The sequence below is a fragment of the Chlorobiota bacterium genome (assembly GCA_016710285.1).
GTDB lineage: Bacteria > Bacteroidota > Ignavibacteria > OLB7 > OLB7 > OLB7.
The window spans coordinates 3,190,293-3,215,515 of record JADJXR010000001.1 but is presented as its reverse complement, the minus strand read 5'-3'; the positions used below and the strand labels follow the sequence as shown (position 1 = coordinate 3,215,515).

18 protein-coding genes, 1 other RNA gene and 1 pseudogene are annotated in these 25,223 nt (G+C 54.4%); 8 read left to right on the top strand and 12 right to left on the bottom strand.

Features of this window, described 5'->3' with window-relative positions; genetic code table 11:
- Window positions 1-51: 51 nt before the first annotated feature.
- The 3 genes from IPM61_11745 to IPM61_11735 form a co-directional block, all read right to left on the bottom strand.
- Window positions 52-1,455 carry a cytochrome b N-terminal domain-containing protein gene (locus IPM61_11745; protein MBK8911986.1) on the bottom strand — a complete coding sequence of 468 codons (1,404 nt, stop codon included), beginning with the start codon at window positions 1,453-1,455 and terminating at the stop codon, window positions 52-54.
- A 39-nt stretch (window positions 1,456-1,494) separates the two neighbouring features.
- On the bottom strand, window positions 1,495-1,926 hold the full coding sequence (locus IPM61_11740) for a Rieske (2Fe-2S) protein (GenBank protein ID MBK8911985.1): 432 nt from the start codon (window positions 1,924-1,926) through the stop codon (window positions 1,495-1,497).
- Window positions 1,927-1,987: 61 nt separating this feature from the next.
- Window positions 1,988-4,105, bottom strand: a complete 2,118-nt coding sequence (locus IPM61_11735) for a hypothetical protein (GenBank protein MBK8911984.1) — start codon at window positions 4,103-4,105, stop codon at window positions 1,988-1,990.
- Window positions 4,106-4,388: 283 nt separating this feature from the next.
- Between IPM61_11735 and IPM61_11730 the strand changes: the two genes are divergently transcribed.
- The 5 genes from IPM61_11730 to IPM61_11710 all read left to right on the top strand — a co-directional run bounded on the left by IPM61_11730 (window position 4,389) and on the right by IPM61_11710 (window position 10,037).
- Window positions 4,389-6,479, top strand: a complete 2,091-nt coding sequence (locus tag IPM61_11730) for an OmpA family protein (GenBank protein MBK8911983.1) — start codon at window positions 4,389-4,391, stop codon at window positions 6,477-6,479.
- Window positions 6,480-6,615: 136 nt separating this feature from the next.
- Window positions 6,616-6,981, top strand: coding sequence for a hypothetical protein (locus tag IPM61_11725; GenBank protein MBK8911982.1), 366 nt, complete (start codon window positions 6,616-6,618; stop codon window positions 6,979-6,981).
- Window positions 6,982-7,198: 217 nt separating this feature from the next.
- Window positions 7,199-7,975: a hypothetical protein gene (locus IPM61_11720; GenBank protein MBK8911981.1), complete on the top strand. Its 777-nt coding sequence runs from the start codon at window positions 7,199-7,201 to the stop codon at window positions 7,973-7,975.
- A gap of 7 nt (window positions 7,976-7,982) precedes the next feature.
- Window positions 7,983-9,014, top strand: a complete 1,032-nt coding sequence (locus IPM61_11715) for a c-type cytochrome (GenBank protein ID MBK8911980.1) — start codon at window positions 7,983-7,985, stop codon at window positions 9,012-9,014.
- A gap of 126 nt (window positions 9,015-9,140) precedes the next feature.
- A complete protein-coding gene (locus IPM61_11710) occupies window positions 9,141-10,037 on the top strand; it encodes a hypothetical protein (GenBank protein ID MBK8911979.1) in 897 nt (298 codons plus the stop codon).
- 6 nt (window positions 10,038-10,043) lie between these two features.
- Here IPM61_11710 and IPM61_11705 read toward each other — a convergent pair.
- A pseudogene (locus IPM61_11705) lies at window positions 10,044-11,241 on the bottom strand (aminotransferase class I/II-fold pyridoxal phosphate-dependent enzyme).
- Complete coding sequence (locus IPM61_11700) at window positions 11,234-11,662, bottom strand: OsmC family protein (protein ID MBK8911978.1); 429 nt, start codon at window positions 11,660-11,662, stop codon at window positions 11,234-11,236. Before IPM61_11700 ends, IPM61_11705 begins: the two are co-directional and overlap by 8 nt.
- 193 nt (window positions 11,663-11,855) lie before the next feature.
- Here IPM61_11700 and mrdA point away from each other — a divergent pair, with 193 nt between their 5' ends.
- Window positions 11,856-13,745, top strand: coding sequence for a penicillin-binding protein 2 (gene mrdA / locus IPM61_11695; GenBank protein MBK8911977.1), 1,890 nt, complete (start codon window positions 11,856-11,858; stop codon window positions 13,743-13,745).
- A gap of 340 nt (window positions 13,746-14,085) precedes the next feature.
- Here the strand turns inward: mrdA and IPM61_11690 are convergent, their stop codons facing one another.
- The 7 genes from IPM61_11690 to IPM61_11660 all read right to left on the bottom strand — a co-directional run bounded on the left by IPM61_11690 (window position 14,086) and on the right by IPM61_11660 (window position 22,668).
- Window positions 14,086-14,886: a site-specific DNA-methyltransferase gene (locus IPM61_11690; protein MBK8911976.1), complete on the bottom strand. Its 801-nt coding sequence runs from the start codon at window positions 14,884-14,886 to the stop codon at window positions 14,086-14,088.
- Window positions 14,887-14,984: 98 nt separating this feature from the next.
- A complete protein-coding gene (surE, locus tag IPM61_11685) occupies window positions 14,985-15,761 on the bottom strand; it encodes a 5'/3'-nucleotidase SurE (GenBank protein MBK8911975.1) in 777 nt (258 codons plus the stop codon).
- Between the two features lie 101 nt (window positions 15,762-15,862).
- A complete protein-coding gene (gene rseP, locus IPM61_11680) occupies window positions 15,863-17,254 on the bottom strand; it encodes an RIP metalloprotease RseP (protein ID MBK8911974.1) in 1,392 nt (463 codons plus the stop codon).
- Between the two features lie 24 nt (window positions 17,255-17,278).
- On the bottom strand, window positions 17,279-18,439 hold the full coding sequence (locus IPM61_11675) for a 1-deoxy-D-xylulose-5-phosphate reductoisomerase (protein MBK8911973.1): 1,161 nt from the start codon (window positions 18,437-18,439) through the stop codon (window positions 17,279-17,281).
- A gap of 23 nt (window positions 18,440-18,462) precedes the next feature.
- Window positions 18,463-21,669: an Rne/Rng family ribonuclease gene (locus tag IPM61_11670; GenBank protein MBK8911972.1), complete on the bottom strand. Its 3,207-nt coding sequence runs from the start codon at window positions 21,667-21,669 to the stop codon at window positions 18,463-18,465.
- Between the two features lie 434 nt (window positions 21,670-22,103).
- Window positions 22,104-22,203, bottom strand: an RNA gene (ffs, locus tag IPM61_11665) — signal recognition particle sRNA small type.
- A 165-nt stretch (window positions 22,204-22,368) separates the two neighbouring features.
- The gene (locus tag IPM61_11660) at window positions 22,369-22,668 is read right to left on the bottom strand and encodes a hypothetical protein (GenBank protein ID MBK8911971.1); all 300 of its coding nucleotides are present in this window, start codon (window positions 22,666-22,668) and stop codon (window positions 22,369-22,371) included.
- A 552-nt stretch (window positions 22,669-23,220) separates the two neighbouring features.
- Here IPM61_11660 and IPM61_11655 point away from each other — a divergent pair.
- Complete coding sequence (locus IPM61_11655; GenBank protein MBK8911970.1) at window positions 23,221-24,027, top strand: hypothetical protein; 807 nt, start codon at window positions 23,221-23,223, stop codon at window positions 24,025-24,027.
- 66 nt (window positions 24,028-24,093) lie between these two features.
- Window positions 24,094-24,918: a hypothetical protein gene (locus tag IPM61_11650; GenBank protein ID MBK8911969.1), complete on the top strand. Its 825-nt coding sequence runs from the start codon at window positions 24,094-24,096 to the stop codon at window positions 24,916-24,918.
- Window positions 24,919-25,223: the final 305 nt, after the last annotated feature.

Here is a 25,223-nt window from a genome sequence, read left to right as displayed (position 1 = left end):
GATGGATGGTGAACAGAACTCCAATCACATCATCATCCTTCCACTTCCCCCTCATCCCTGAATACTTCCCCACAGGGTCAGGAGAAAGAACAGAAGGCACAAGCCGTACACCGTCCAGCGGATCGCCCCCTTCCCCACCGAAGCAGGGCGGTCCCATTGCGGAAGCAGAAAGAAGAAGAGCAGCACGGCAGAAATAACCGCCATAACCACCGGAACCGCGAACCACTCCAACAACTGATAGAACCCCAAGAAATACCACTCCGGGCGGAACTCACCCGCGGCCACCTGCGCCTGCGACAGATCCACCGGGAAGCCACCTTCGCCACGGGTCCAAGAAGCAGCAACGGCAAGCGACACCAACGCGCCAGCAGCCAACAACCAGCAAACAAGCTGGCGATAGAGCCGATCGGCAACGTTGGCGGGGCTTGCCGCGCCCCCCGCAATCCGGTTCAGCAATTGCGCGCAACTGGCCGGAAGAACCAGCAACGGAAGCAGAAAGAAGGGTGAGGTTGGGCTGAATGTGGCGGCCACCAATGGATAGATCACCAACAGCAAAACCGAACCGCCAGCCAGCACCGAGGCCGAGCCAAAAGGCTTGGAAGAAGGATGTTCGGGTTTCTGAAAGATGGCGGCCCGCCGCAGCCATCCCGCATGAAGCAGCAGAGTAACCAGCAACGCCAATGGCAGCACGGTTGTGTGGGCCGCAGCGGTTCGGGTTAGTGCCGCGCCGCCAACGTCTTTTCCGCCACGCATCAGCTCCGTTACCGATTCCCCAACCAACGGAACCCCTTGCTCCGGCAGCGAGGACCCCACCCAAGCGGCCGCGTATCCAAGCCGGTCCCACGGCAACACCGATCCGGTCCATGCCGCGCCGAACACCGCAGCCACCAGCAGCAAACCGCTGATCCAAACGGCGCGGAGCGGACGCTGCCACGCCCCCCGCCACACAAGCCCGCCAAACCAGATCAGCACCGAAGTAACCAGCATCTGCGCCCCCCACGCATGAACCGAACGGACCAACGCGCCGAACTCCGTTTGCCGCATAATCTGATGCTCCAAGCTAACCCACGCCGCCGACGGATGCACCGGGCTTCCGGTGGCCGAATCGCGAAGAAGGCTGGCCGAGCCACGCAACGGGGTTGGGAAATCGGCATTGCGCAAGGTGCTATCGGCCCGGACGGGAATTAGCTGACCCGGGACATACTCCACGCCAAGCCATGTTGTGGTGTCGGTGATGCGGGCAAGCAGCAGCGGCGTGCCATCGGAAGCGGTTGCCGGCGCGGCGTTGGGCTGATAGTGGAACGCAAGCAAAATCCCACTAAGCACCATCACTCCAAAAAAGAAGAACACCAGTCCGCCGAAATACCACATCAAGGCATCGGTTCCCGAGGCCAAACCCTGAAAGAACTGGCGAATGGGTTGCAACGTCACTGGCGATTGGGAAAAGTCAGGCATAAAAAAAGGGACAGGCTTGGTGTGGGAAGAAGGGTCATGTTACGCTGCTGGGGGTTCATCAATCACCACAAGGTTGCCGCCGATTTCTTCCACCCGCAAGCGTTCCAGCGGGCGGGGCGGCGGTCCGGCAATCACCTTCCCATCGGCATCGAAGCGGCCACCGTGGCAGGAGCAATGGAACTCCCTGGAGGCATCCACCCAACGGACAGGGCAACCGGTATGGGTGCAACGCAAGCTAATGGCACGCAGCGAGCCATCGGGCATTGGCTGCACCACCGCATCGTTCAGCCCCACACGAATCAGCGTGGCTTGCTGGGACCGAAGTTTTTCGATTGAGCCAGCAACGCAGCGCGCAGGCTCGGTGGTTGGGGGGCGCAAAAACCGCGCAGCAACATAGGCCACCGGGACCGCCACCGCAGCGGCGGATCCCCATAACAATCGGGCGAGAGCAGTTCGGCGAGAAGGGTTCATACGTTGATAAGCAGAACGATCATGTGATACTTGCGGAAGAATAAGGGCCAGCCTCGGCCCCCTAATACCAGAGCAGCACCCATAGAACGCAAAGCGGATACACCACCGTCAGAGCGTAGCTGATTGGGCGGATGCTTACCCCTTGCAGTTGCTCAAGCCGGAATCGTGAGTTCACCACAATGACGGTGATAAAACTGACCAACACCACCATGAACGTCACCCAGAATAATAAATCAGCTTTTGTCAGATAATCACTGCTGGGGGTGATGTTCGAGAGTGCGATGGAGAACGTGATAATGCCCAAAAACGTACCGACACTAACTTCCCCAAGATTTTCAAACGAAATGTCGGTAACGTACAGCAAGGCAATTGCCACAAAGCCAATAAGGATCAATGGTAAAACAATCTGGAGAAACGGGCCAAGGAGTTTCCGTTCCACCAACAGTCGGAAGGAGAAATTTTTAAACACCGTCGGCTTCCCTTCCTGGTTATCGGGGTCGCCACGCATGGTGGTGGCGATTCGATTATCCACCGTCACGTAATACTTCAGTTTATTCCAAGCCTGCACCTTAAATCGTTCAAAAATTTTCGCGTCCTCATCAAGGCTGCTTTGGTCGAAGGATATTTTTAATTCGTTGGAAGGAGCAAGTATTTCCACTTTGATTGCCAGCTCTTGCTGATCCAACGGATAATTGGCCAAGGCGAAATCGTGGTGGAATGTTCCGGAGACTTTGTACAGCTTATACTCAATATCTTCTTCTATTTTCTGCATCACTAATTCTTTGCTGCTTTCGTTCTGCAGCAAGTTCTGGAAAATCAAATTCCGCTCGGCATCACGATGCCCGGTATCAACTTTCACCCAGTAGAAAAAATCCGATTTGAACGTGTTGCTGTTGGCATCAATGTCATAAATATCCAGCACATCTACGCCAAAAAACAGGTTTGGGATAACCGAGCGGTCGGCATTGAGTTGGATTGGGTAGGAATAATACTGGCGGCCACGATACCGCGTAAAATAGATATCCTTCACCAGGCGATTCCCGTTAAATTCATACAGGTCGTGCTCGCCAACCAGCAGTGAATCGCGAAGGGAAGCCAAATAACGCCCAACTGCAGCACGTGACGGAGGAACCGAATCCACGCCTGGCATTCCAGCAAGGATGGAAACAGCATCCTGGCAACGCTTCAAGAAAAATGGAGCCGACGATGATGCGAACAACTCTGGCGCAGCAATGCGAAGTTCATCTAGGTCGTTACTGAGTTTTCGGCTAACGGCATCGTTCGGGCGGCTAACCACCAATAGTTGGTTATTATTCCCGCCTATTTTGCTTGCCACCGCAACATCCAATGCCATAATTGGGGCAACAATTGTTGCATCGTTCAGGTTCTTATCAAGAAATTCAATGATTTTATTTCCCCATTTTTGGTGGGCGTTAATTACTATCGGAGCGGTAGCGGCTTCCGGCGAGCGTGCAAAAAGTTCGCGGAGCCGACGGAAGAGCAAATTCATCTCTTGATCCTCCACCGATTTTTTCCCAACGATATCAAACTGCTGGATTATTCCAACACTATCGTGGGCAAAAATTTGCTGATAGGCTTCATGGAGGGGGTAATCAACTTCGGTGATAAAAACAATTTGCTGGCAACGGAGTGCGCGCCGAAGAAACGTTGCGACATCCTGTGGGGTGTCGTCATCGCTGCCGATGAAGAGTGCGGCATCGCCATAATCCGCATTTCCCCTGTCGGCATTCATGCTGATAATGGGGATGCGCTGCTGGCGGATGGAAGCGGCGGCAGGCTGAAGGTGTTCCCCCCACGTGTTGTCCAACACCATCACAATAGTGGTGTCGGGGGCGATGGCGTAGCGGTACAGGGAATCGGAAACGCGAGGGTCCCGCCGGTTATCGAACGTTTTCAGGGTGAAAGTGGTGGTGGTTAGCCGGGCGTTCAGCTCGTTCAGATATTGGCGCAGCACTGCTTCGTGCATCTTATCAAACGGGTTCGGCTTCTGGCGGCTGAGCGGAACGGTGTCGCGGAAGTTGCTGAAGCGGCCAACGTAGGCAATAACCCGTTCGGCTTTTGGTGGCGGCACGCTATGCCGCAACAACAAAACCACCGCAGCCACCACAAGCATGGCCACACCCAGCAAGGTTACAACATACCGGCTTCCCGATTTCATGCTGCAAGGTTACGGAAACAGAATCGTTTGGCCAGCCGCCAAAGAATCGGTTGGGTAGCAGGAACATGATTGAAGCCTACCAACCATGATTTCCGTTGCCAGAATAGTTCTTGTGACTTTCGGTCACTGCCGTATATTTGGGCGCAACCTGTGTAACGATCCTTCTGGCCAGCGACTCTTTATCCTGTGCTTTTCGGAAAACGGCCCCGAACCTGCTGCCGAATTGGTTCGCCCGTTTTCTTCTGGCGGTGGCCACACTCAACAGTTTTAACGCAGCCCATAGATGCCTATTGCCCAGCGGTTCAGTTCGTTAGGGGTATGTGCTGGCACATACCAGGGCCGCGCATTGCTCTGTTGGTTTGCTTCGCTTTTGCTGGCTCCCTCCACCTTCTCGCAAATCCCTTCAATTCCCGCATCCACACGCATTTTTGCCGGACCAAACGTTAGCGCGGCAAGCGGAACGGAGACGGCAGATATTCCCGTGTTCGGAAATTCAACGGCTTGCGGCAGCTACACCAACGGGCGCTTCAATGCCACCGTTGGCGGGTTTGCTATGCTGCCGGAGCTGCTAAGCAGCACGCTTGGTGTTGGCGGTGGGTTTAGCATCACCCGCACATCGGCCAATTTTGCGACCCCACCGCTGGAACCAACCCTTATCTTGAATCGCGGAACCGACCGCGTTGTTCGGATTGATGAAGAGTTCCGGCTGAAAGCCTCCTACATGACCATTGGACTGGAAGCGATGACCCTGTGGCATCCCTTCAAACGGTTGCAGCTTGGGGTGGGGGCCTCCATCGGGCTGAACATCGCCTCCAGCTTTGAGCACACGCAACACATCCTTGGGCCGCAAGGATACCGGTTTGCTGACGGGAGTTCGGAGCAACCGCTGAAAGGGGCTTCCTCGCTGCAGGCAGCAATGATTAGCGTGGGGCCAAAACTGAATGTGGGATATGAGTTCACGGTGGGAAGCACCGTTATCATGCCCCATCTCACCTTCAGCAGCAACGCGCTTTCGCCGCTGAAGGATTGGGCCTGGCAGCATTACACCATTGGCGGCGGCATCAGCTACTACATTGACGCCACCCCGCAAGTGGTGCTCCCCTCGCCGCTGGACCCGGGATCGGCAACGGTGGTGGAGCTTCCGGCCAAACCAGCCGCCCCGCCAATGCTGCGCGCAAACATTGACCTGTTCAGCGTTGACGAGCAGGACCAACGGCTTCCCGAAGTTGTCATCTCCTCCAAGGAAACCACGCAGCGGCATTTTGTGCCGTTGTTCCCGGCGGTGTTCTTTGAGCGGAACGCCACCGTTTTCCCCGACCGATACAAGACGGTGACCCGCACAATGGCCGAGCGGTTCACGGTGAGCAATCTTGCCGGGAACAACCCCATCGTTGTGCAGCATCAGGTGATGAACGTGATTGGCTCGCGGATGAAGAAGGACACAGCGGCACGCATCACCTTGGTCGGCCAGATTTCACGCGGGGAGGCTCCGGAGCTTGCACGCGTCCGTGCGCTTGAGGTTCGGGCTTACCTGATTCGCGCTTGGGAGATTGATTCTTCGCGGATTGCAATCGCCCCAAACAGCAAAGGGCTGCTGCAACGCTCGAACGAATCCACCGAAGACGGGCGCGCCGACAACCGCCGCGTGGAAATCCTTTCCGATTCGCCAGAGATTTTATCGCCGGTGATTACCGAGAAAAAGGAGCTGAGCCTGGTTCCGCCAATGCTGAAAATCAACCCTACGTTCGATGCAGAAGCGGGGGTGAAACAGTGGGAACTTTCCATCCTTCACCAGGGGAAGGAGATTGGGCGATTCACCAGCGACGGCAACGATGATGAATCGGAATTGATGTGGGACATCGTGCGCGAAACCCCTGAATCCACGATTCCCCCACTGTTCGCACAGCTTCGGGTTGAAGATTCAACGGGGCGGGTGGTTCGGGCCGTGACGGCTGTTCCGCTGGTTGTTGCCCGCCGCGCAGCCGCCGGAAATGTGGTTGCCCGCGCTGGGGACGAAGAACTGATAAACTTCACCCTTGCTGGTTACGATGTCCGTTCGGCGGAGTTCACACGCGGGAATAAGATGCTGGTGGAAGAGATTGGGAAAGTGCTTCGCAACGGGGCGCGCGTTACCGTCACCGGCCATGCCGACCGTTTGGGGAACCAACAGAACAACCGCGAGCTTGCCACCGAACGCGCCGACCGCGTGGCCGAAACCATCCGCCAAATGGCCACGCAGCGTGGGCTGAAAGGGGTGGCGGTGATCTCTGCCGGCGGCAACATCGAGACCGACCGCTTTACCAACGACCTGCCGGAAGGCCGAACCCTTACACGCGGCGTGACGGTGATGATTGAGCAGAAGGTCGCCCAGTAAGCACGCCCCAAACCAACGCCGCCATCGTCGTCCCGTTTTTTTATACGGCCTTCTTTTTATACTGACCTACATCATCATTCTGGAGGCTGCGTTCCTCTATTTTTGTTGCTACTAACCAGACCGCCTCGTTCATCTGATGCTACGCAAGGTTCCCCACATCATCATGCTTCTGGCCTTCGTGATCCAAACCGAAGGGTCATTGCTGACGTGGATAACCTATGCAGTCAACAGCGACATCATCGCAGCACTCTACTGCCAGAATCCAACAGATCCATGTTGCCACGGTAAATGCCATACCACTAAAGTGGCGATGCAGGAAGAAGAAGGCAAGGAACCCGGAGTACGGATTATCCTGCCCGAACAACTTCCTTGCTTGGCAATGAAATCTGTGTTGATCCCCACACCCAGTATTATCACTCTCCTTCCTTTTCCTGAATCCTCCGCAAGCCCGCTTTGTCAAGGCCTCCCGCAGGCTATTGACCATCCACCGCCAATCTGCTAATTCTATTCTTTCCGTTTGATTGCACTTAGGTTGGCCGCGCTGGCGGGAATCCAATCTGGGGTATTCCTTCATTTCCATCAGCATTTTGGGAATGCCATCATATGCCGTTCACAAGCCTGAAACAGGCCTTGATTTGGTTATGGTGGGATAACGCAAGATGCTTGGTGGATCGAATCATCATATTCACGCAACAACAACAAGCACAACTACAACCATCATGTCTAACAATCGCATTCTGTCCGCGCTGTACCTTCTTCTCTCATGTTGCCTTGTGGCTTCTTGTAGCGATAATGCCACGGATCCACCAGTAACGGGGCCGCAGCATTTCACCCTGCAATTCGTGCCGATGTTCGGCGCGACACCGTTGGTGTTCGACACGCCTTACCAGACCATTGCCAACGAAACTGTACGATTTACTGGCATAAAATTCTACGTCACCGGGATTGAACTGATTCCCGAAACTGGGGCACCAGTAGAGCTTGACACCCTGATCCTTGTTGATTTTACCATGCCGAATAATTCGGCCACTGGCTTGGTAGAACTATCAACGATGGCCAATGCCGGGAGCTACAAAGCTGTGCATTTTCATATCGGTGTTCCGCAAGCCAGCAACCACCTTGATGCAGCCACGCAGGAACCACCACTGGGACCGAACTCTGGCATGTACTGGTCCTGGGTTCCGGGATACATTTTCCACAGGATTGAAGGAAGAGTTGATGTTGACGGGGTAAACACGACGTTCGCCTACCATATTGGCGAGGACAGCCGTTACCAACACATCATCCTTGATGCTCCGTTCACTATTGGGAAGGATACCACCACTGTTGTGGTCCATGCTGATTACTCCAAGCTCTTCACTCAAGGATTAACACCTGGGGAACCATTGCAACCCGGGAAAAACGACAACGAGCGGGTGCATCATGTTGGCCCCAAAGCACTGGCCGACCGAACTGCAGCCAATACAGCTACCCTGTTCAGTATCACCGTCAAGTAATACCCCTATGAACAGATTGCAGGTACATTTTCTTGTGTTTGCACTGCTGGGCATCGCCACAACGATTGGTTGTGGCGATGCCACCGGCACGATAGAACTACCATTGCTGGAAACTCCAAAAGATTTTCCAGCGATTATTACCCCAAAGGACAACCCATACTCACCAGAAAAAGCAGAGTTAGGCCGTTATCTGTTTTACGATACACGTTTCAGTGCTGATTACTCCGTTTCATGTGCTTCTTGCCATCAACAGCAGCACGCATTTTCCGATGGATTTAATCGGGTTAGCAAAGGGTTTGCCGGACGCACAGGAACTCGTAATGCCATGGCCTTAACCAACATCGCCTACAACACCTCGTTTTTCTGGGACGGCGGCGTTCCTACGTTGGAGCAACAAGCCATTGCCCCAATCATCCACCCCGACGAGATGAATATGAACACCGATACGCTGGTTGCGCGGCTGCAAACCGAACCGCGCTACCGGGAGTTGTTCCGCAATGCTTGGAATAACGAAGAAATAACCCTGGAACGGATAACGAAATCGCTGGCAACATTTCAGCGGACGCTTATCAGCTCAAACGCCCCTTATGACCGCTGGCGACGCGGCCAAACCAGCGCGATGACCGCCTCGGCAGTGCGTGGGAACAACCTGTTCTTTGGCGAAGAAGGCGATTGCTTCCATTGCCATGTCAGCTTCAATTTTACCGATAACACATTCCACAATAATGGCATTGATTCCGTTTCGGTGGATGAAGGCAGGGCACGTGTCACGAATCTTGGGCGCGATAATGGCAGTTTCCGCACCCCAACATTGCGGAACATCGCTGTAACGCCCCCCTACATGCACGACGGACGATTCCAAACATTGGAAGAAGTGGTGCGGCATTACAACTCTGGCGGGAAACTTCATCCCAACCGCGATCCCCTGATGCGCCCGCTTGGGCTTAGCGATCAAGACATCACCGACATCGTTGCATTCCTGAATGCACTGACAGACTCTGTGTTCATCAGCAATCCCGCATTTCGCAATCCATGGTAGCCCCCAGCATACCTAAACCAAAAACCGATCACCATGAACATTCTTGCCAAAACTCTTGCAGCCACAATAGTGCTGATAACAGCAACAACGCATTCCTCTATCGCGTGTGATTTTTGCAGTTGTTTAATGGGCATCAACCCATTCTACACCGCTGCCGATCTGATAACGGTACGGGCATTATTCCAGCATTCAGAACATATTCCTGAGGGGATAAGCAACGGCAACAATCTGGATAAAACAACCGCAGGAGGAAAGGGCCAGCAAGGTGGATTGCAACTCTTTCACCAAGGCCACAGCACAACCACAGCGACCCCCTACTATGAGTCCCGAACAACAGTTGAGGCAGCATATCAGCACCATTTTTCGGAGCAGCTTATGGCAACAGTAACGTTGCCAGCAGTGGCAATTACTGCACGGTCAGCAACCACACTCCGCTCTAGAGGGATTGGAGATATCACGCTGTTTGGTCACTACATCAGTGCCAGCAATGCTCCGGGTTCGGTGCCATACGTTTTGATGGTTGGCGCAGGAGTGCAATTGCCAACCGGGGCAACTGATCTTACCGATGATCATGGTGTCCGGTTGCCACAAGAATATCAAATTGGAAGCGGGTCGGTGGATGTTCTGGCAAACCTTCGTGGAACAATTCAACTACGCGATTGGACCCTGGCCGCCGATGCCATGGGAACCCTCAATACCTCTAACGCTCGGCGCGATCAGCAAGGGAACAGCATCGCGATTACCGCAACAGTGAATCGCGATCTCTATCGCAATAATCAATTGCAGCTTGCAGTTGTTGGATTGGCTGGAGGACGGTTGGAGAGCATCGGCACCGGAAAAATTGCCGGCACCGACGATGCGGCAATGGCAGCAACCAGTGGCTACCTTCAACTTGGCACCGAAGTACGATATGGAAGTATTGGAGCCGAATGCCTGCTGCTTGCTCCGGTTCTGCAACACCGCACCCCCACGGCCCCAAACGAAGGAATTCGATGGAGCGCTGGATTACGGTATGAGCTATGATCTGCTTCAGACAGCCGACTGATGCAACGCCCCTTCAATATCGGTGATGATATCATCGGGGTGTTCCAGCCCCACCGAAATTCTTACCAACCCCGGCAGGATTCCCACCTCGCGGCGTTCTTCTTCGGTTAGCTTGCTGTGGGTGGTGCTGGCGGGGTGTGTGGCAATGGTGCGGGCATCCCCCAAGTTGGCCGTTAGCGAGCAGAGCCGAAGCGCGTCAAGGAACCGCCGCCCGGCATCAATCCCGCCGCGCAGCACAAACGTGACAATCCCCCCGCCAGCCTTCATCTGCCGCCGTGCAAGCTGGTGCTGCGGGTGCGATTCTAGCCACGGATATTTCACGAACTCTACTTCCGCACGCCCTTCCAGAAATTGCGCCAGCGCCATGGCGTTGGCGCAATGCCGCTCCATCCGAATCGCCAGTGTGTCCAGGCTTTTGCTGAACATCCAAGCGTTGAAGGGTGAGATTGAAGGGCCGGTGTGGCGCGCAAAAAATCTGATCTTTTCCACCAGCTCCCCCCTTCCTAATCGCCCCGCCAAGCCCGCGCCCTTGCCCATCAATGTACTTCGTGGCCGAGTGGACAACAAGGTCCGCGCCAAAGCGAATCGGCTGCTGAAGGATTGGCGTGGCGAAGATGTTATCCACCACAAGGAGAATCCCCCGCTGGCGGCAGAACTGGCCAAGCCACTCCAAATCAATCAAATCCAACGCGGGGTTGGAAGGGGTCTCTACGTAGCAAAGCCGGGTGCTTTCGGTGGCAAGGTCAGCCCAGGTTTCCGGCGCGTCAATCGGGCCGTAGCTGTGGGTGATGCCCCAGCGCGGAAGGATCTGCGTCAGCATCTGGTGGGTGCTGCCAAACACCGATTTGGAGGAAAGGATATGGTCCCCCGCACGGAGCAGCCCGGCAATCGTGGTAAACACTGCCGACATCCCCGAGGCCGTGGCAACTCCATCTTCGGCCCCTTCCAGCAACTTCATTTTTTCAACAAACTCATCGCTGTTGGGATTGCTGTACCGGCTGTAGATGCTGCCGGGGACCTCGTTGGCAAACAATGCCCGGGCGTGCTCGGCATCGTTGAACGTGAAGCTGCTGGTCATGTAAATGGAGCTTGAGTGCTCCCGATGCCCCGACGGCTCCGGCTGGGTGCGGATCACCTCCGTTTCCACGTGGTGCTTGTTGGGTTGGTTTGTTGGTTCACTCATACCGTTCTCCGTTCAGTTCAAAGGACCATGTGAGGGTTGCTGTGGCTTCCAGCGTTTTCGCTACCGAGCAATATTTCTCCATGCTGAGTTGAATTGCGCGCCGCACCCGTTCGGCATCCAACTCCCCCGCCAGCCGGTAATGGATATGGATGGTTTGGTACAGCGATGGCTCGGCCCCCGGCTCCCGCTGGCCATGAACTTCCATGCTGAACTCCGCAACCTCCTGCCGTCCTTTCCGGAGGATGGAAACAACGTCAATGCCGCTGCATCCGCCCAGGGCCATCAGCAGCATTTCCATGGGGCGTGCGCCCAGGTTGTGGCCGCCAATGTTTGGCGAGCCATCCATTGCCACTTCATTGCCGGTATCGTTGCGGGCAACGAAATGGTAGTCGTTATCAATCCGTTCAATGGTTATGGGCATGGGTTTCTCAAGTGTGTGTGAAAGGGATGGGAATATCGGGGAAGTGGAAGGTTTTGGAAGATGTCAGAATGTGAGAGGGGGCAAAAAGATAGGAAGCGATCATCGTGCGGGGTTTTGACATTCTGCATTCCACGTTGCCTGCGGCCATGCTGGCGTTGTAAGTTTGCAGCAAGACTTGACGACGACAACAACAATGAACGACGAACAACAATTTGGGTCCCGCACGCGGAAGAACATCTTCATGGGGATTGTGGGATTGGTGGCGTTGGCGTTTGTGGGGCGGTTGGTGCAGCTGCAACTGATTGAAGGAAACGAGTACCGCCAAAAATCGGAGGCCCAGGGGATAAAACGGAGCGTACGCGAGCCGAACCGCGGCGCGATCTACGACCGCTACGGGCGGTTGCTGGTGGGGAACGTCCCGGCCTACAGCATCTCCGTCGTCCCAAACAAACTGGATCCCGAAGTCAAACGGAAATTGGCGACGATCATGCGGGTGGACACTGCCGAGATCAACCGCCTTGTGAAGCAATTCAAAACCAACGACTACTCCCCGGTAAAAATCTTCCGCGATGTCACCTATGCCGACTTTGCGCGGTTAAGCGAGCTTCACACCGAGCTTCCGGGCGTTGATATTGAAGAAGACAGCAAGCGGGAGTACACCTCCGAAGTTCGCGCAAGCCATATTCTTGGGTATATCGGACCAATCAGCGAAGGTGAGCTAAAAACCGCCGGCGACTACTACCTGCGGAATGACTTAATCGGCAAAAACGGGACGGAGCGGGCATGGGAAACGGAGCTTCGGGGGGAGAAAGGGTATGAGTTCCTGTTGGTCAACAACCGTGGGAAACGTGTTGGAAGATTTAACAATGGGAACAACGACCTAAAGCCGTTCAACGGGTTCGACCTTTACTTAGGGGTAGATGCGCAGCTTCAGCAATATGCCGAGCAGTTACTGCGCCCGTACCACGGCGCGGTGGTTGCGCTGGACCCCAGCACCGGCGAAATTCTTGCAATGGCCAGCGCGCCCGATTACGACCTTCGCATCTTCAGCGGCTCGCGCGATCGTGAAGCAATCCGCGCACTGAAGCAGGATACGATTGGCGTGCCGGAGATGAACCGCGCAACGCAAGCGGTCTATCCCAGCGGCTCCACCTGGAAAATGCTGATGTCCATTGCAGGGTTGATGGAGGGGATTATCACCCCAAAAACCACCATCTCCTGCCCCGGCTCGTTCACGCTTGGCGGGAACACCTGGAAATGCCACGGCGCGCATGGCGCGGTGAACGTCCAGAAGGCAATTCACGTTTCCTGCAACGTGTTTTACTACAAATTGGCCCTGCAGTTGGGAATAGATAATTACTACAAGTACGCCCATCTTTTTCACTTTGGCGAGAAGATCAGTGCCGACGTTGTTGAAGGGGGAACGCTGATGCCATCGCGGGCATACATGGACAAGAAGTATGGGAAAGACCGGTGGAAAGGCCCGCTGGTGAACCTGGGGATTGGGCAAGGCGATATGCTGGTAAACCCGTTGCAGCTTGCCGCCTACTGTGCGGCTATTGCTAACAACGGCGTGTGGAACAAGCCGCATCTGGTCCGTGCAGTCCGCAACCGCCGATTGAACAACGAGATTGACCGCGTCCGCTACGAGCCGGAAAATCTGGGAATTCCGATGGAGCTTCTGCAGGTGATCCAGCAAGGGATGTACGACGTGGTAAACACCCCGGGCGGAACCGCACGGGCGGCACGGCTGGACAGCATCATCGTTGCCGGAAAAACCGGAACCGCGCAGGCGGGGAAAGGGAAAAAGGATCACGCATGGTTTGTTTGCTACGCACCGTTCGACAAACCAAAAATTGCGATGTGCGTGCTGGTGGAGAACAGCGGATTTGGCGGAACCTACTCCGCCCCGATTGCCCGCAAGCTGATCAACTTCTACCTTACCCGCCACCGCGAGCCTGGGGACGATGTGGTTGGCCACAACGTGCAATCCCCGTACTCCCTCCCCTCCATCATGCCCGACAGCGGAGACGGAGATTCGCAAGAAAGCGATTTACTTCCCGGAGAACTGCTGCCGGAGTAATCGCGCCGAAAATCAAACGCCAGCATAAACAACAAAGCCGTGAACGCAGAATCAAGCATTCACGGCTTTGTTGGATACGTACCTAAGGTTATAGGTGCTTGCGCAAATCGTTAATAATCTGCGAAATAGGCCTCACATAATTTTTTAGTCCTACATGCTCATTGGCATATTTCAACCGCCTGCTATTGTCCGGCAAATAAAAAATCTGCCGTTGCTCACCAAGCAGAGTGATTTTTTCATCCGACAAATCTTCATCGAACGTGACAACATGGAAGATATATTTCACCTTAATTATGCCACCTGTTCTGAATTTCCGACACGATTGTTGCCGAGGCCATTGCTACGATGGTGAGTATGTTGAAAATTCCAGCTGAAGCTCTTGACGAAAATCTTTAATGCGAGCTTCCGCCATTGAGCAGTAGTCGGGGGAAATTTCAATTCCTGTGTACGTTCTGTTGTTCATTAACGCCGCAATTGCTGTGGTTCCGCTTCCCATAAATGGGTCAAGAACGTTTTTTGCAAATGTGGAGTTAATAATGCGATCAATCAGCGCAATAGGGAATGGGGCAGGATGATCATTTTTCATCTCCTGCTTAAACTCCCAAACATCGCCGAAAGCATTGGCTTTTGGTGCAAGCCTAAAATCTGGCTTTGCAATCAGATAAATCACTTCATAGGTTGGCAGGAAGTACCCTGCGTTGAAATTAATTCCCCCTTTCCGTTTCCAAATAATGATTTGCCGGACAGGAAGATCACGAATAATATCCGCTCTGTCTTGCAGTAATCCATCCTGCACTCTCCATTTGTGGTTATAAAAAATCGCTCCGTTATCGCTTGTTAATCGTAGCATCTCTTTTAAGCAATCGTGCTGCCATTCCGCATATTCTGCATGTGGCATACAGTCGCTATGGTGAGAATAACCATTGGTAAGAAGAGCATTTTGCCATTTACTCCCCCTGCTATCTTTCATCCCATTCCCCGTAGAATTTTTAAGATTATATGGCGGCGAGGTGACAACAAGGTCAAAGGCCTTCTCCGGCAATTGCTTCATAATTTCTAAGCAGTCGCCTTGTATGATCGTGTTATCGTAATTGGTTATCAATGCTGTTGCTCGCAGAATGGTAGGTAATCGGTAAAACATACCGATCGGCTGATTACTACACAAACGTAAAAACTGCTTCCGCTGGACCCATTTTGCCCACTACAGAAACACCACTTGGCACGTTGCACTGCGCCGGTTTATTCTTGCGGAGGCGCGGCACTTTCCACCCCCCATGTTCGCAGTTCTTCCAGCATGGTGTGGTCCGTTAGGCGGTAGTGGATTGGGGTGATGGTGACGTAGCCGTCGGTCAGAAGCAGGTCATCGCTTCCGCTGTGGCCGTCGGGGATGTAGGCTCCGGTAAGCCAGTAGTAGGGCCGGCCCATCGGGTCGTGCCGGACCTCGTAGCGGTCGTTCCAGAAGGAGCTTCCTTGCTCGGCAATCCGCACCCCTTTGATTTGGCTTTGGGGGATTGCCGGCACGTTCACGTTCAACAAAACGCCACGGGGAAGGCGGCGCGCATGAAGAATCGGCACAAGCCACGCAGCAATGGCCGCAGCGTGGGAAAAATCCGCACTCAAGGAAAAACTATCTAGCGAGATGGCGATCGAGGGGATGCCAAGCAGTGTCCCTTCGGTGGCCGCGCTGACGGTTCCGGAGTAGATCAGCGACACAGCGGTGTTCCGCCCGTGGTTGATCCCGCTGACCACAATGTCGGGGCGTTCGGGAAGAAGGGTATCAACCGCCAGCTTCACGCAATCGGCTGGGGTTCCGGTGACGGCGTGGCCAAACGGTTTCCCGTTCCGTTCGTACGGGTGAACCCGCAACGGCACGGCAACCGTCAGCGCGTGCCCAACCGCCGATTGCTGCTGGTTTGGTGCAACAACGGTGACCTCCCCCACCCCGCGCAATGCTTCGGCAAGCGCGTAGATTCCCGGGGAGTCAATGCCGTCGTCGTTGGTGACAAGGATGCGCATGGTTTCTATGAATTAGCAGGATCGGTGAACAATCGCCAGCGCGTGCTGTACCCGCCCCCCATCATTCCATCTCACACTCCATCCATCTCACACCCACCCCATCATATTCTTCTGGCGATGTCGTTGAAAATCACGTAGGCCATGAAGATCAGCAGCAGCACGAAGCCCGCTTGCTGGAACACCATGCGGACTTTTACCGGAACTTCGCGGCGGATGATTGCCTCGACGATGATGAACACCAAATGCCCCCCGTCAAGCGCCGGAACCGGAAGGATATTCATCACCGCTAAGGAGATGGAGAGAAGCGCAAGCAGGTACAAGAATTTATCCAACCCCAAGCTGAATGCTTCTTTGGCGAAGTCGGCAATCGCCACCGGGCCGCCAACGGAATCTTTCAGCCGCGCTTGCCCAGAGAAGAGTTTGCCGATCATCCCGAAGATGTTCCCCACAACATTCTGGACCTGGCTGATAGATTCCCCAAAGGATTCCCCAAGCCCCATTTCGCGGCTTTGTTTTGGGCCGTTGTACTCCGTTGCCAGCATCACCCCAATCTTCCCCCCTGTGTCGCATTTCACCCGTTTCTCCATCACCTGGCCAGCGCGCCCAATCGTTATCGCCACCTCCTGGTTTTTCCGCAGCGATAGGTAGCTGGAAAGTTGGAAGGCAGCGTGGATTGGCTGGCCATCAACGGCAATCACGGAGTCGTTCGGCTGGAAACCGGCGGCAATGGCCGGCATCCCTTCGGCCAATCCATTGATCTTCACCGACACGTACGCCGGGAATGGAATGATGGAGGTCCGGTTGCTGTTGCTGAATGGTGGGATCTCTATCCGGCGAATGGCGATCTGCTTCGGCGCGCCGTTGCGAACCACTTCCAGGGTGATGTCGCTGTCGGCGGAGTCGTTGTAGATGATCCGGTCAACCTGGTCGAAGGTGGCAATCGCCCGCCCGTTGATGCTGACGATGCTATCCCCCTGGCGCAGGCCGGCCTCGAATGCCGCGCCGGTGGTCTCCAACGGGCCAACGGTGGAGGTGGCTTGCAGCTGCTTTGGGGCCAACCAATTCAGCCCGGCAAACACCAGAATCGCCAGCAGGATATTCATGATGACCCCGGCGGAGATCACAAAGGCCTTTTGCCAAGCGTTTTTGGAGCGGAACTCGTACGGCTGCGGCTCGGTCTTGGTGTAGTCGGTGTCCATGCTTTCGTCCACCATGCCGGAGATTTTCACGTAGCCGCCGATTGGGAATGCGGCGATTCGGTAATCGGTGTCGTCGCCCAGCTCAACATCTTCCGGCAGCTTGCCGAAGGTGAAGCCGTTCCGCTTGTTCCATCCAAGCAAGCGGGGTCCCATTCCGATTGCAAAGATATTTGCGCGCATCCCGGTCCAGCGGGCCGCCAGGAAATGGCCAAGCTCGTGAACAAACACCAAAATGCCGATCAGCAGGATAAACGCCACGGCATAGAGTAGAACTTCACCGATTACCTCGAGCATGCTTGCGATCTGGGAATTGAATGATTAGTTGGTACTGGCACCTTCCCGACGTACATCCTTGCGCGTTCGTGCATCGGCGGCAAGGATATCATCCAGCGACGGAGAATCTACGATTTCTGCACGCTCCAACGCACGCTCGATGCAGCGCGGGATGTCGGTAAACCGCAGCTCTCCATCCAAAAAACTGGCAACTGCGACCTCGTTGGCAGCGTTCAAAATTGCCGGAGCCGTCCCCCCCCGGCGCAACGCCTCGAAGGCAAGGCCCAGGCAGGGGAACCGCTGGAAATCGGGTTCGGAAAACGTCAGCGATTGCAGCTGCGGAAGGCTTAGCCGCTGGTAATCGTTGGCGATCCGCTCCGGCCAGCCAAGCGCGTACTGAATCGGAAGCCGCATATCGGGCAACCCAAGCTGGGCCTTCACCGATCCATCAACAAATTGCACCATGGAGTGGATGATGGATTGCGGATGCACCACCACCCCAATGTTCTGCGGGGGCACGTCGAACAGCCACCGCGCTTCAATCACCTCCAACCCTTTGTTCATCAGCGTGGCGGAGTCAATGGTGATTTTTGGGCCCATGCTCCAGTTCGGGTGGCGCAGCGCTTGCGCCGGGGTGATCTGGCGGAATTGGTCGGCGGGAAAATCGCGGAAGGGCCCGCCGCTTGCGGTCAGGATCAGCTGCTCAATCTCGGCTGCGGACTCCCCAACCAAGCATTGGTAAATCGCGCTGTGCTCGCTGTCAACGGGGATCAGTTCGGCGTTGTGCTGCTTCAATAATTTGGCGATTGGCTCGCCAGCAGCAACCAGCGTCTCCTTGTTTGCCAGCGCAATCCGCTTCCCCTGTTTGATTGCCGCAATGGTGGGCCGCACCCCCGCAAACCCCACCAACGCGCTGACCACAACATCAACCTCTGGGCGGGAAGCAACCTCGCAGGCCCCTTCCTCCCCCTCCATCACCTCCACCTGCGCACCGAACTGCTGGCGGATCTGCTGGGCAACCGCGGGGTCGAACACCACCACGCCGGTTGGGCGGAACTCCTTGATCTGCTGGGCCAACAAGTCCCCACGCCGGTTGGTTGTCAGATACCCAACGCGGTACCGCGCTGGGTTGCTCCGAACAACGTCCAACGTCTGGGTCCCAATCGAGCCGGTCGAGCCAAGGATGGTAAGTGTGCGCTGCAGCATAGAGTTGGAAAAGTGGTCCGGCGTTAATGCGCCATGGCCTCCTTCGGCAGGTACTTCTCGGTGATGTCGGTTTGTTGGCGCACGGAGAAGAATTGGAATTGGTCCACCGGAAGCGAGTCGTTCGGGATAACCTTGATGCGAACGAAGTACTTCAGCATGAACTGCGTCAGGCGGCTGACGGAACCTTCGGTAAGGTAGCTGATGATGGATGGATGCGCCGCAAGGGTCAGCCGGAACTCACGCGAGGTTTCCTTGAAGCAAAGCAGCCACCGCTCAATTTTCCGGGCAACGGTGCTTTTGCTTGGGACCAGGCCGCTTCCGGCACAAGTGGGGCATCCTTCCGAGAGGGTCTGCAGCACCTGCTGGCGGACCCGCTGGCGCGTCATCTGGATAAGCCCAAACTGGGTCATCGGCAGCACCACCGATTTTGCGCGGTCGCGGCGCAGATGGTTCTTCAATTCATCATAGACCTTCTTCCGATTTTTTTCTTCGTACAGGTCAATGAAATCCACCACCAGCAACCCGCCGATGTCGCGCAGGCGAATCTGCCGAGCAATCTCGCGGGCGGCCTCGATGTTGGTTTTTAGCGAGTTCAGTTCCTGCTCCTTGTTCCCTGCGTAGCGCCCGCTGTTTACGTCAATCACCATCATCGCCTCGGTTTGCTCAAGGATGATATAGCCCCCGGAGGGGAGATAGACCTTGCGGTCAAACATCATCTTTTCAAGCTCCCGCTCGATGCCGAAGGATTCAAAAATCGGGGCATCGCCGGTGTACAATTCAATTTTTTCGGCCAGTGCTGGGGCGGCCCATTCCACGTACTCGCGGATTGCTTTGTGGAGCGATTTGCTGTCAATCACCACGCGGGTGATGTCGGGGGTGAACAGGTCCCGCATGACGGTGGCGGCAATGGATTGCTCCTTGTAGATCAGCCCCGGTTTTTGGCCGGCCTTCACCCGTTGCTCAATCGTCTGCCACGTTTCAATCAGCTTTTGCAGATCGCTTCGGATCAGCTCTTCGTCCTTCTCCTGGGCCACGGTTCGGATGATGCAGCCATGCCCTTCGGGAAGGATGCTGCGGGCAATGCGGCGCAGCCGCCGGCGCTCCTTCACGCTCATAATTTTCCGCGAAACGCCAATCGCTGGCTCCAACGGAAGCAACACAAGGAACCGCCCGGCCAACGTCACTTTTGTGGTGACGCGCACCCCTTTGCTGGCGTACGATTCGCGGGTGACTTGCACAAGGATGTCCTGGCCACGCTCCAACGCAATCGTCACTTCCCCGCTCCGCTTGGTTTGGAATGTTGGGAGCTTGGCATCCATCACCGCCGCGCCCGATTCCCCTTCTTCCCCCCCTTTCTTCTTGGCAGCGGTTGCCCGTTTTGCTGGGGCACGCTTTGTGGTTGCGGGCTTTGCCGTTGCGCGTTTTGTTGCGGCGGCCTTTTTCGGCGGCGCGGTGGCTTCCCCTTCCTCCGTGGCGGATACGGCTGGCGAACTCTCCGCAGGCAACTCACCTTTCACCTCTGGATCAGCCTTCGCCACCGCAGCTTTCTTCCGGCTGGACGCAGCCTTTTTCGGCTTGGATGGAGTGACAGCGGCAGCATCCGACGGAACCGAAGCTGAGGCCAATGCCGGCTCCGTTGTGATTGATGGAGTTGTAGCTGATGGAGTTGTGGCTGATGGAGTTGTGGCTGATGGAGCTGTGGCCGATGAAGGTTCGGCGGCAACGGCTGGCTTCCGCGTTGCGCGCCGTTTTTGCGGCGCGGCGGCTTCCACAGCTGGGGTTTCCGTCGCGGATGCTTCGGGAACGGTGGCCGGTGCTTTGGCCTGCGGGACCTCTATTTCCAATTGAGCTTCGCCCGAGGTTGGAGTCACGTTCGCTGCACGTTTGGCTGGCCGTCCGGCACGACCTTTTGCTTTGGCAGGGGCCACAGCGGGAGCCTTCTCAGCCGTGGGAGCCGCAGGCGGAGTTGCTGGCTGAGCATCTATCTGAGCTTCTGACGGAGCTACCGAAATAGTAGCGGAAGCGTTCTCCTGGGCATCCCCCTCCGTTGCTGAAGCTGGTGGCTGTTCATGGTGGCTTTTCCCACGGCCACGGCGGCCACGGCGGCGTTTCTTCTTTTTCCCTTCCGGCGCAGCATCGGCTGCGTGGCTTGGGGCAAATTCTTGGGATGTTGATTCCTCAGGTTGTGCAAGGTCTGCCAGCAAGCGTTCTTCCGGCTCAACAGGCTCCGCTGCCGCAACGGATGGAGTTTGCGGGCGTTGCTGCGCATTTGGCTGCGGGCGTTGCTGCCCCTGGTTCCGTTGCTGCTGCGAACCCTGCGGTTGCTGTTGGCGTGGTTGCTGGCTTGGCTGCTGTTGCGGGCGTTGCGAATGCTGCCCGGCGGATGGCTGCCCCCCCCCTCCCTGCTGCTGCGCTCCTCCCCTTGATTGCTGCTGCGATTGTTGAGCCTGCCCTCCCTGCTGCTGAGGCCGGCCTTGCTGTTGCGGGCGGGATTGCTGTTGTCCCTGCTGTGGCTTCCCTTGTCCCTGCTGACCTTGTTGCTGCTGGCCACCACGCTGCTGTTGGCCGGATTGTTGCTGGCCCGGCTGTTGTTGTCCCTGCTGCTGTGGACGTTGTTGCTGGGCTTGGCCGCCTTTTTGTTGTTGCGGCTGTGTTCCCTGCTGCTGCCGTCCCTGTGGTTGCTGGGCTGTTGGCTGGGTTGGCTTTGTGGGTTGTGGGGCTGCTCCCTTTCCTGGTTGCGCACCCCCTTGTTTTTGGGGCTGCTGGCCAGATGGAGTTTGCGGAGCAGTGGCTGATGGGGAAGGTGGTTGCTGCTGCTGCTTGCCGCGTGGCTGCGGTTGCTGGCCACGGCGTTCGGAGGTTTGTGGAGCAGGCTGGCTGGTTTTTTGGGAAGCGGCGGCAGCGGCTTCGTTGGCGGCTTCGGCGGCCTCAAGGGCATCCTCACCTTCCTCATCAATCAGGTCGTCGTCGTCGTCATCCATTGCGTCCTTGTACTCGTCCATGGCGTTGGCGGCATCGGAGAAATGGAGGAAGGCATCTTGCTCCTCGCCGATGTCAATAAACGCGGCGTTCATCCCCTGGACGATCCGCTGGACGCGGCCTAAGAAAACGGAGCCAACGTGGCGTTGTTTATCGGGGACATCAAGGAAAATTTCGGCAAGGCGGTCGTCTTCGTTGATAGCAACGCGCAATTCAGTGGCGGTTGCGTTGATGATGATCTCTTTTTTCATGGATCGGCGTTAAAGGGGGTGACATGCCGATGGGGAGCCGTTGTGCAGGAAATTTGGGAAGAGGAAACGTGCGCGGAAACGAGCGTATCTATTTTCGGGCAAGTGGGAATCCAACAAGAGACCCCACTGAAAACAACGATGTTCTGTTGCATCCGTGCGCGTGTCGGCAGGCGTTGCAGCCGCGACAGTGTGGATGCGGGTTTTCGCACGTACGTATCATTCCAAAATGGAGCATCAGCACCCATCCGGCAGCGCGGCTTGCGGCTTCGGCAAGGGGATCGTTCATCTTGCAGCGTGTGGCTCAGCCCAAAACAAGAGGGAGCCGCAGTTGCCAGTGGGAAACGACCGTCCGTGGAAGTTGCGCCGCTGCGGGCCGCGGCATATCACCGTGAATATTGCAGCAGTGTTGCTTCTGTTGCGTGTAAAAAGAAAAATGAGGCCAAGCTGATCCGTATCACACTGCACCTATACTGACCGCTGCTTCCTTCCGGACCTGACGGGATTGGGTATGATACAGTCGCACGGGACTTGGCCTCAAATGATTCGGAAACGTTTTCGCGGGAGGAACCGATGAATACTCTTCTAAAAACTCCCCGCGGATGTTCTATTTTTTTTCTGTGCGAAATCGCGCTGAAGGTGATTTCGCCAACGTTGGTGATTCCGTTGGGAGCTTGGTCCTTTGCGAACAGCAGCTCCACATCACCACAGTTTCATCTTGCGCTGATTCTGCGCCGCGCCCGCTTTTGGATAGGAAGGGAGGCTTGGCTCCGGCGCGTCCAGCAGAATAGGCCGCGAATATAGCTGCTTCGGGATAATATCCTTCCGCTCGCAACATCTCGCAGCAAATTTGGCAGAACTCCAGGGTTGGATTGCTGGCTGTGAGTGCCGCAGATATTCTTCCCTCTCCCCTCTCTCCTCCCCCACGCCCCGCCGGCGTAGAAGCGGGGCGCAGGCAATCGCACGGAGCAAGGAATGGAGCAGCCGCAAGAATTGTTGCACATGAAAACCAGATTGCCTACTATGCACGCAGTGCGTTCATACAACATCAGCAATAGAAGGAGATCATACGATGAAAAAACTACCAGACCTTGGGCCACCAGATGAGAACCCAGGCGACATTGGATTTGATGACCCCGAGGTGGAAGCCGCTTATCTAGATGCCATAGGAAAGATACTTCGGGAAGCCAAAGCCCAAATGGAACTCCAGCCCAAGCCCACCTCACGACAAGCAGGCTCACAGGGTGCGAAACCACGGAAGAGTAGTGGCAGCAAGTGATGCTGTGGTGGCTATGATTGCACAGCGGCTCACTCAGGCATTAACCACATAGGCCGCCCGGTTGGCCACTTCCCTCGCCAATACAGACTATAGACTCATTTTCCAGTTGGTTTTGTTGTTGGCGTTGGCATATTTTCGCCGTGTTGCTACCACAGTGAGTGCATACACGCTTACGAGCATCTCACTATCCACCTAACTTATCAAGGATCAACGAAGATTCAGCGAAAAACTTTGAGATTATCCGGTCAAACCTCCATTTTCTACTCCTACCAATTATGCTAACACAAGAAGCACTTGAACAACTTAACAGAAAGAAAGCTCGACGCTGGCTGCTGTATGCAGTAGGATGGTTTCCTGCAATCATCATCGCCGCACTTGTTCCGGTAATTAAAATTCCATTGACGATTCTTGTCATCATAGGTGGTCCTATTCTCGTATGGATAATTTTCATTAAGGATAAGAACGCCAATCGTCTAACTTTATCATACGATCCATCACTGGCTGAAGACGCTAATTACCTCAAATTAATGGAAGCATTTGCAGGAGTTGCAAAAAGCCAAAAGATTCACGAGCAAACTTCTTCAAAAAACATTACTCAGCAGGAAAGCAAACGGAATGCTGGTGCAGGCAGCTTAGTAAGTCGTAAATCTGCCGGTGCTGTTGTAGGTAACGTTATTGGCTTTCTTTCTAAAATTCATTTAAATATTAAAGTCTTTGGTTTCCAAACCAGTCCACCATTATACTTTCTACCAGATTGTATGATTACTCGTATTTCCGGCCAATGGTTACGCTTAGAATACTCTGATGTTCAAATAAAAGCAAGAACTCAAGATTTCATTGAAGATGGATTTTTTATTCCAAAGGATGCACCCGTAGTTGGTCAAACTTGGAAATATGTAAATAAGAGTGGTGGACCTGACAAACGTATGAAGGATAATAAGCAGATTCCTGTTCTACGGTATGATTTTCTCGAAATCAGCGTGGGGAATAAATACCAGGAATCTATTTACTGTTCTGCTCCGGGATGCGCAGAACCATTTGCTCAAGCACTGTTAGCATACAAACAAGCAACTCAACTATGAAAACAATTTTCTCACTACTCATTGGAGTTCTCCTGATTGCAGGCTGCAATCAATCCACATCTGCGGATGACCCAGCAAACTCGGCAGACCCACACGCTGGCCAGACGGAATGGACGTGCGGAACCTATAATGGCCACACGCTCTACACCGGCCCTAAAGGAGGATGCTATTACTACGCATCCAGCGGAAATAAAACCTACGTTGATCGAAGCTATTGCAACTGTTCGGCAAACCTTAACCAACCGAAGGAGGATTAGCGTGAAAGCAACTCTAATATGTTTTATTTTGATTATAGCGATTTGCCCAGTAAATGCGCAGAAAAAATCCCCTCCGTTATTTCTCGGCATTCCATGGAATGCAGGTGTAGATGAAGTACGGAAAGTTTTAGATTCTGTTGAAAAAATTCAATTTAAAGAAAACCGGCATGGAAAGGATGAAAATGGAAATAACGATACTAATATTTCCGTTCTAGAATATTCAGGCGGCCAATATGCTGGCTTTTCTGCCGAACGATGGATTGTTGGTTTTTTTAAAAACAGAATCTACTATATAAATGTTAAATATGACTTAGAAGGTGCTCAAGCAATTGATCGTTGGGAAAATTTAAGAGAACTGCTTAAGACAAAATACGGCAATCCTAAACCAGATTCATTTAAATGGCTTACTATTCTGAGAGAAATTCGTGATAACGATCAAGAAATTTGGGATGAAGACTTGTCTTCAGATGCTTATCTATATTCTTATTGGGATTATAAATCAAAAAATATATCTATTACTATCAATTGCAAAACAGGAAACAACATTCGTGGAGTGGAAATATCTTTTATGAATTTAACCGTAATGAATGCAAAAGATAAATTTAAAAAAGAAGAAAGATTAAAAGACATGTGAAGTGAGAGGTGTTTAAATTATTGGAGACAATCATAACAATCAATTCACCTTATGCAAAGTCAAAGGGTGGAACCATTAAAGGGTAGAGTGCATTTCTCTATGAAGAATTTCATAAACCATTTTGCATTGAGTATAAAAAGCTCTGGATCTATCAGGAATAGTAGCGCACAGCTAAAAAAGCGTGGGGCTGTAGTAGTTACTACAGCCCTACAGCGTTTTCAATGCGAATGCTGATTGGCGTTGTTTGGGATTGGAGAGCTCCCCCTATCCAAGGAGCAAAAACAAAGGGAATCGGCGATTGCCGA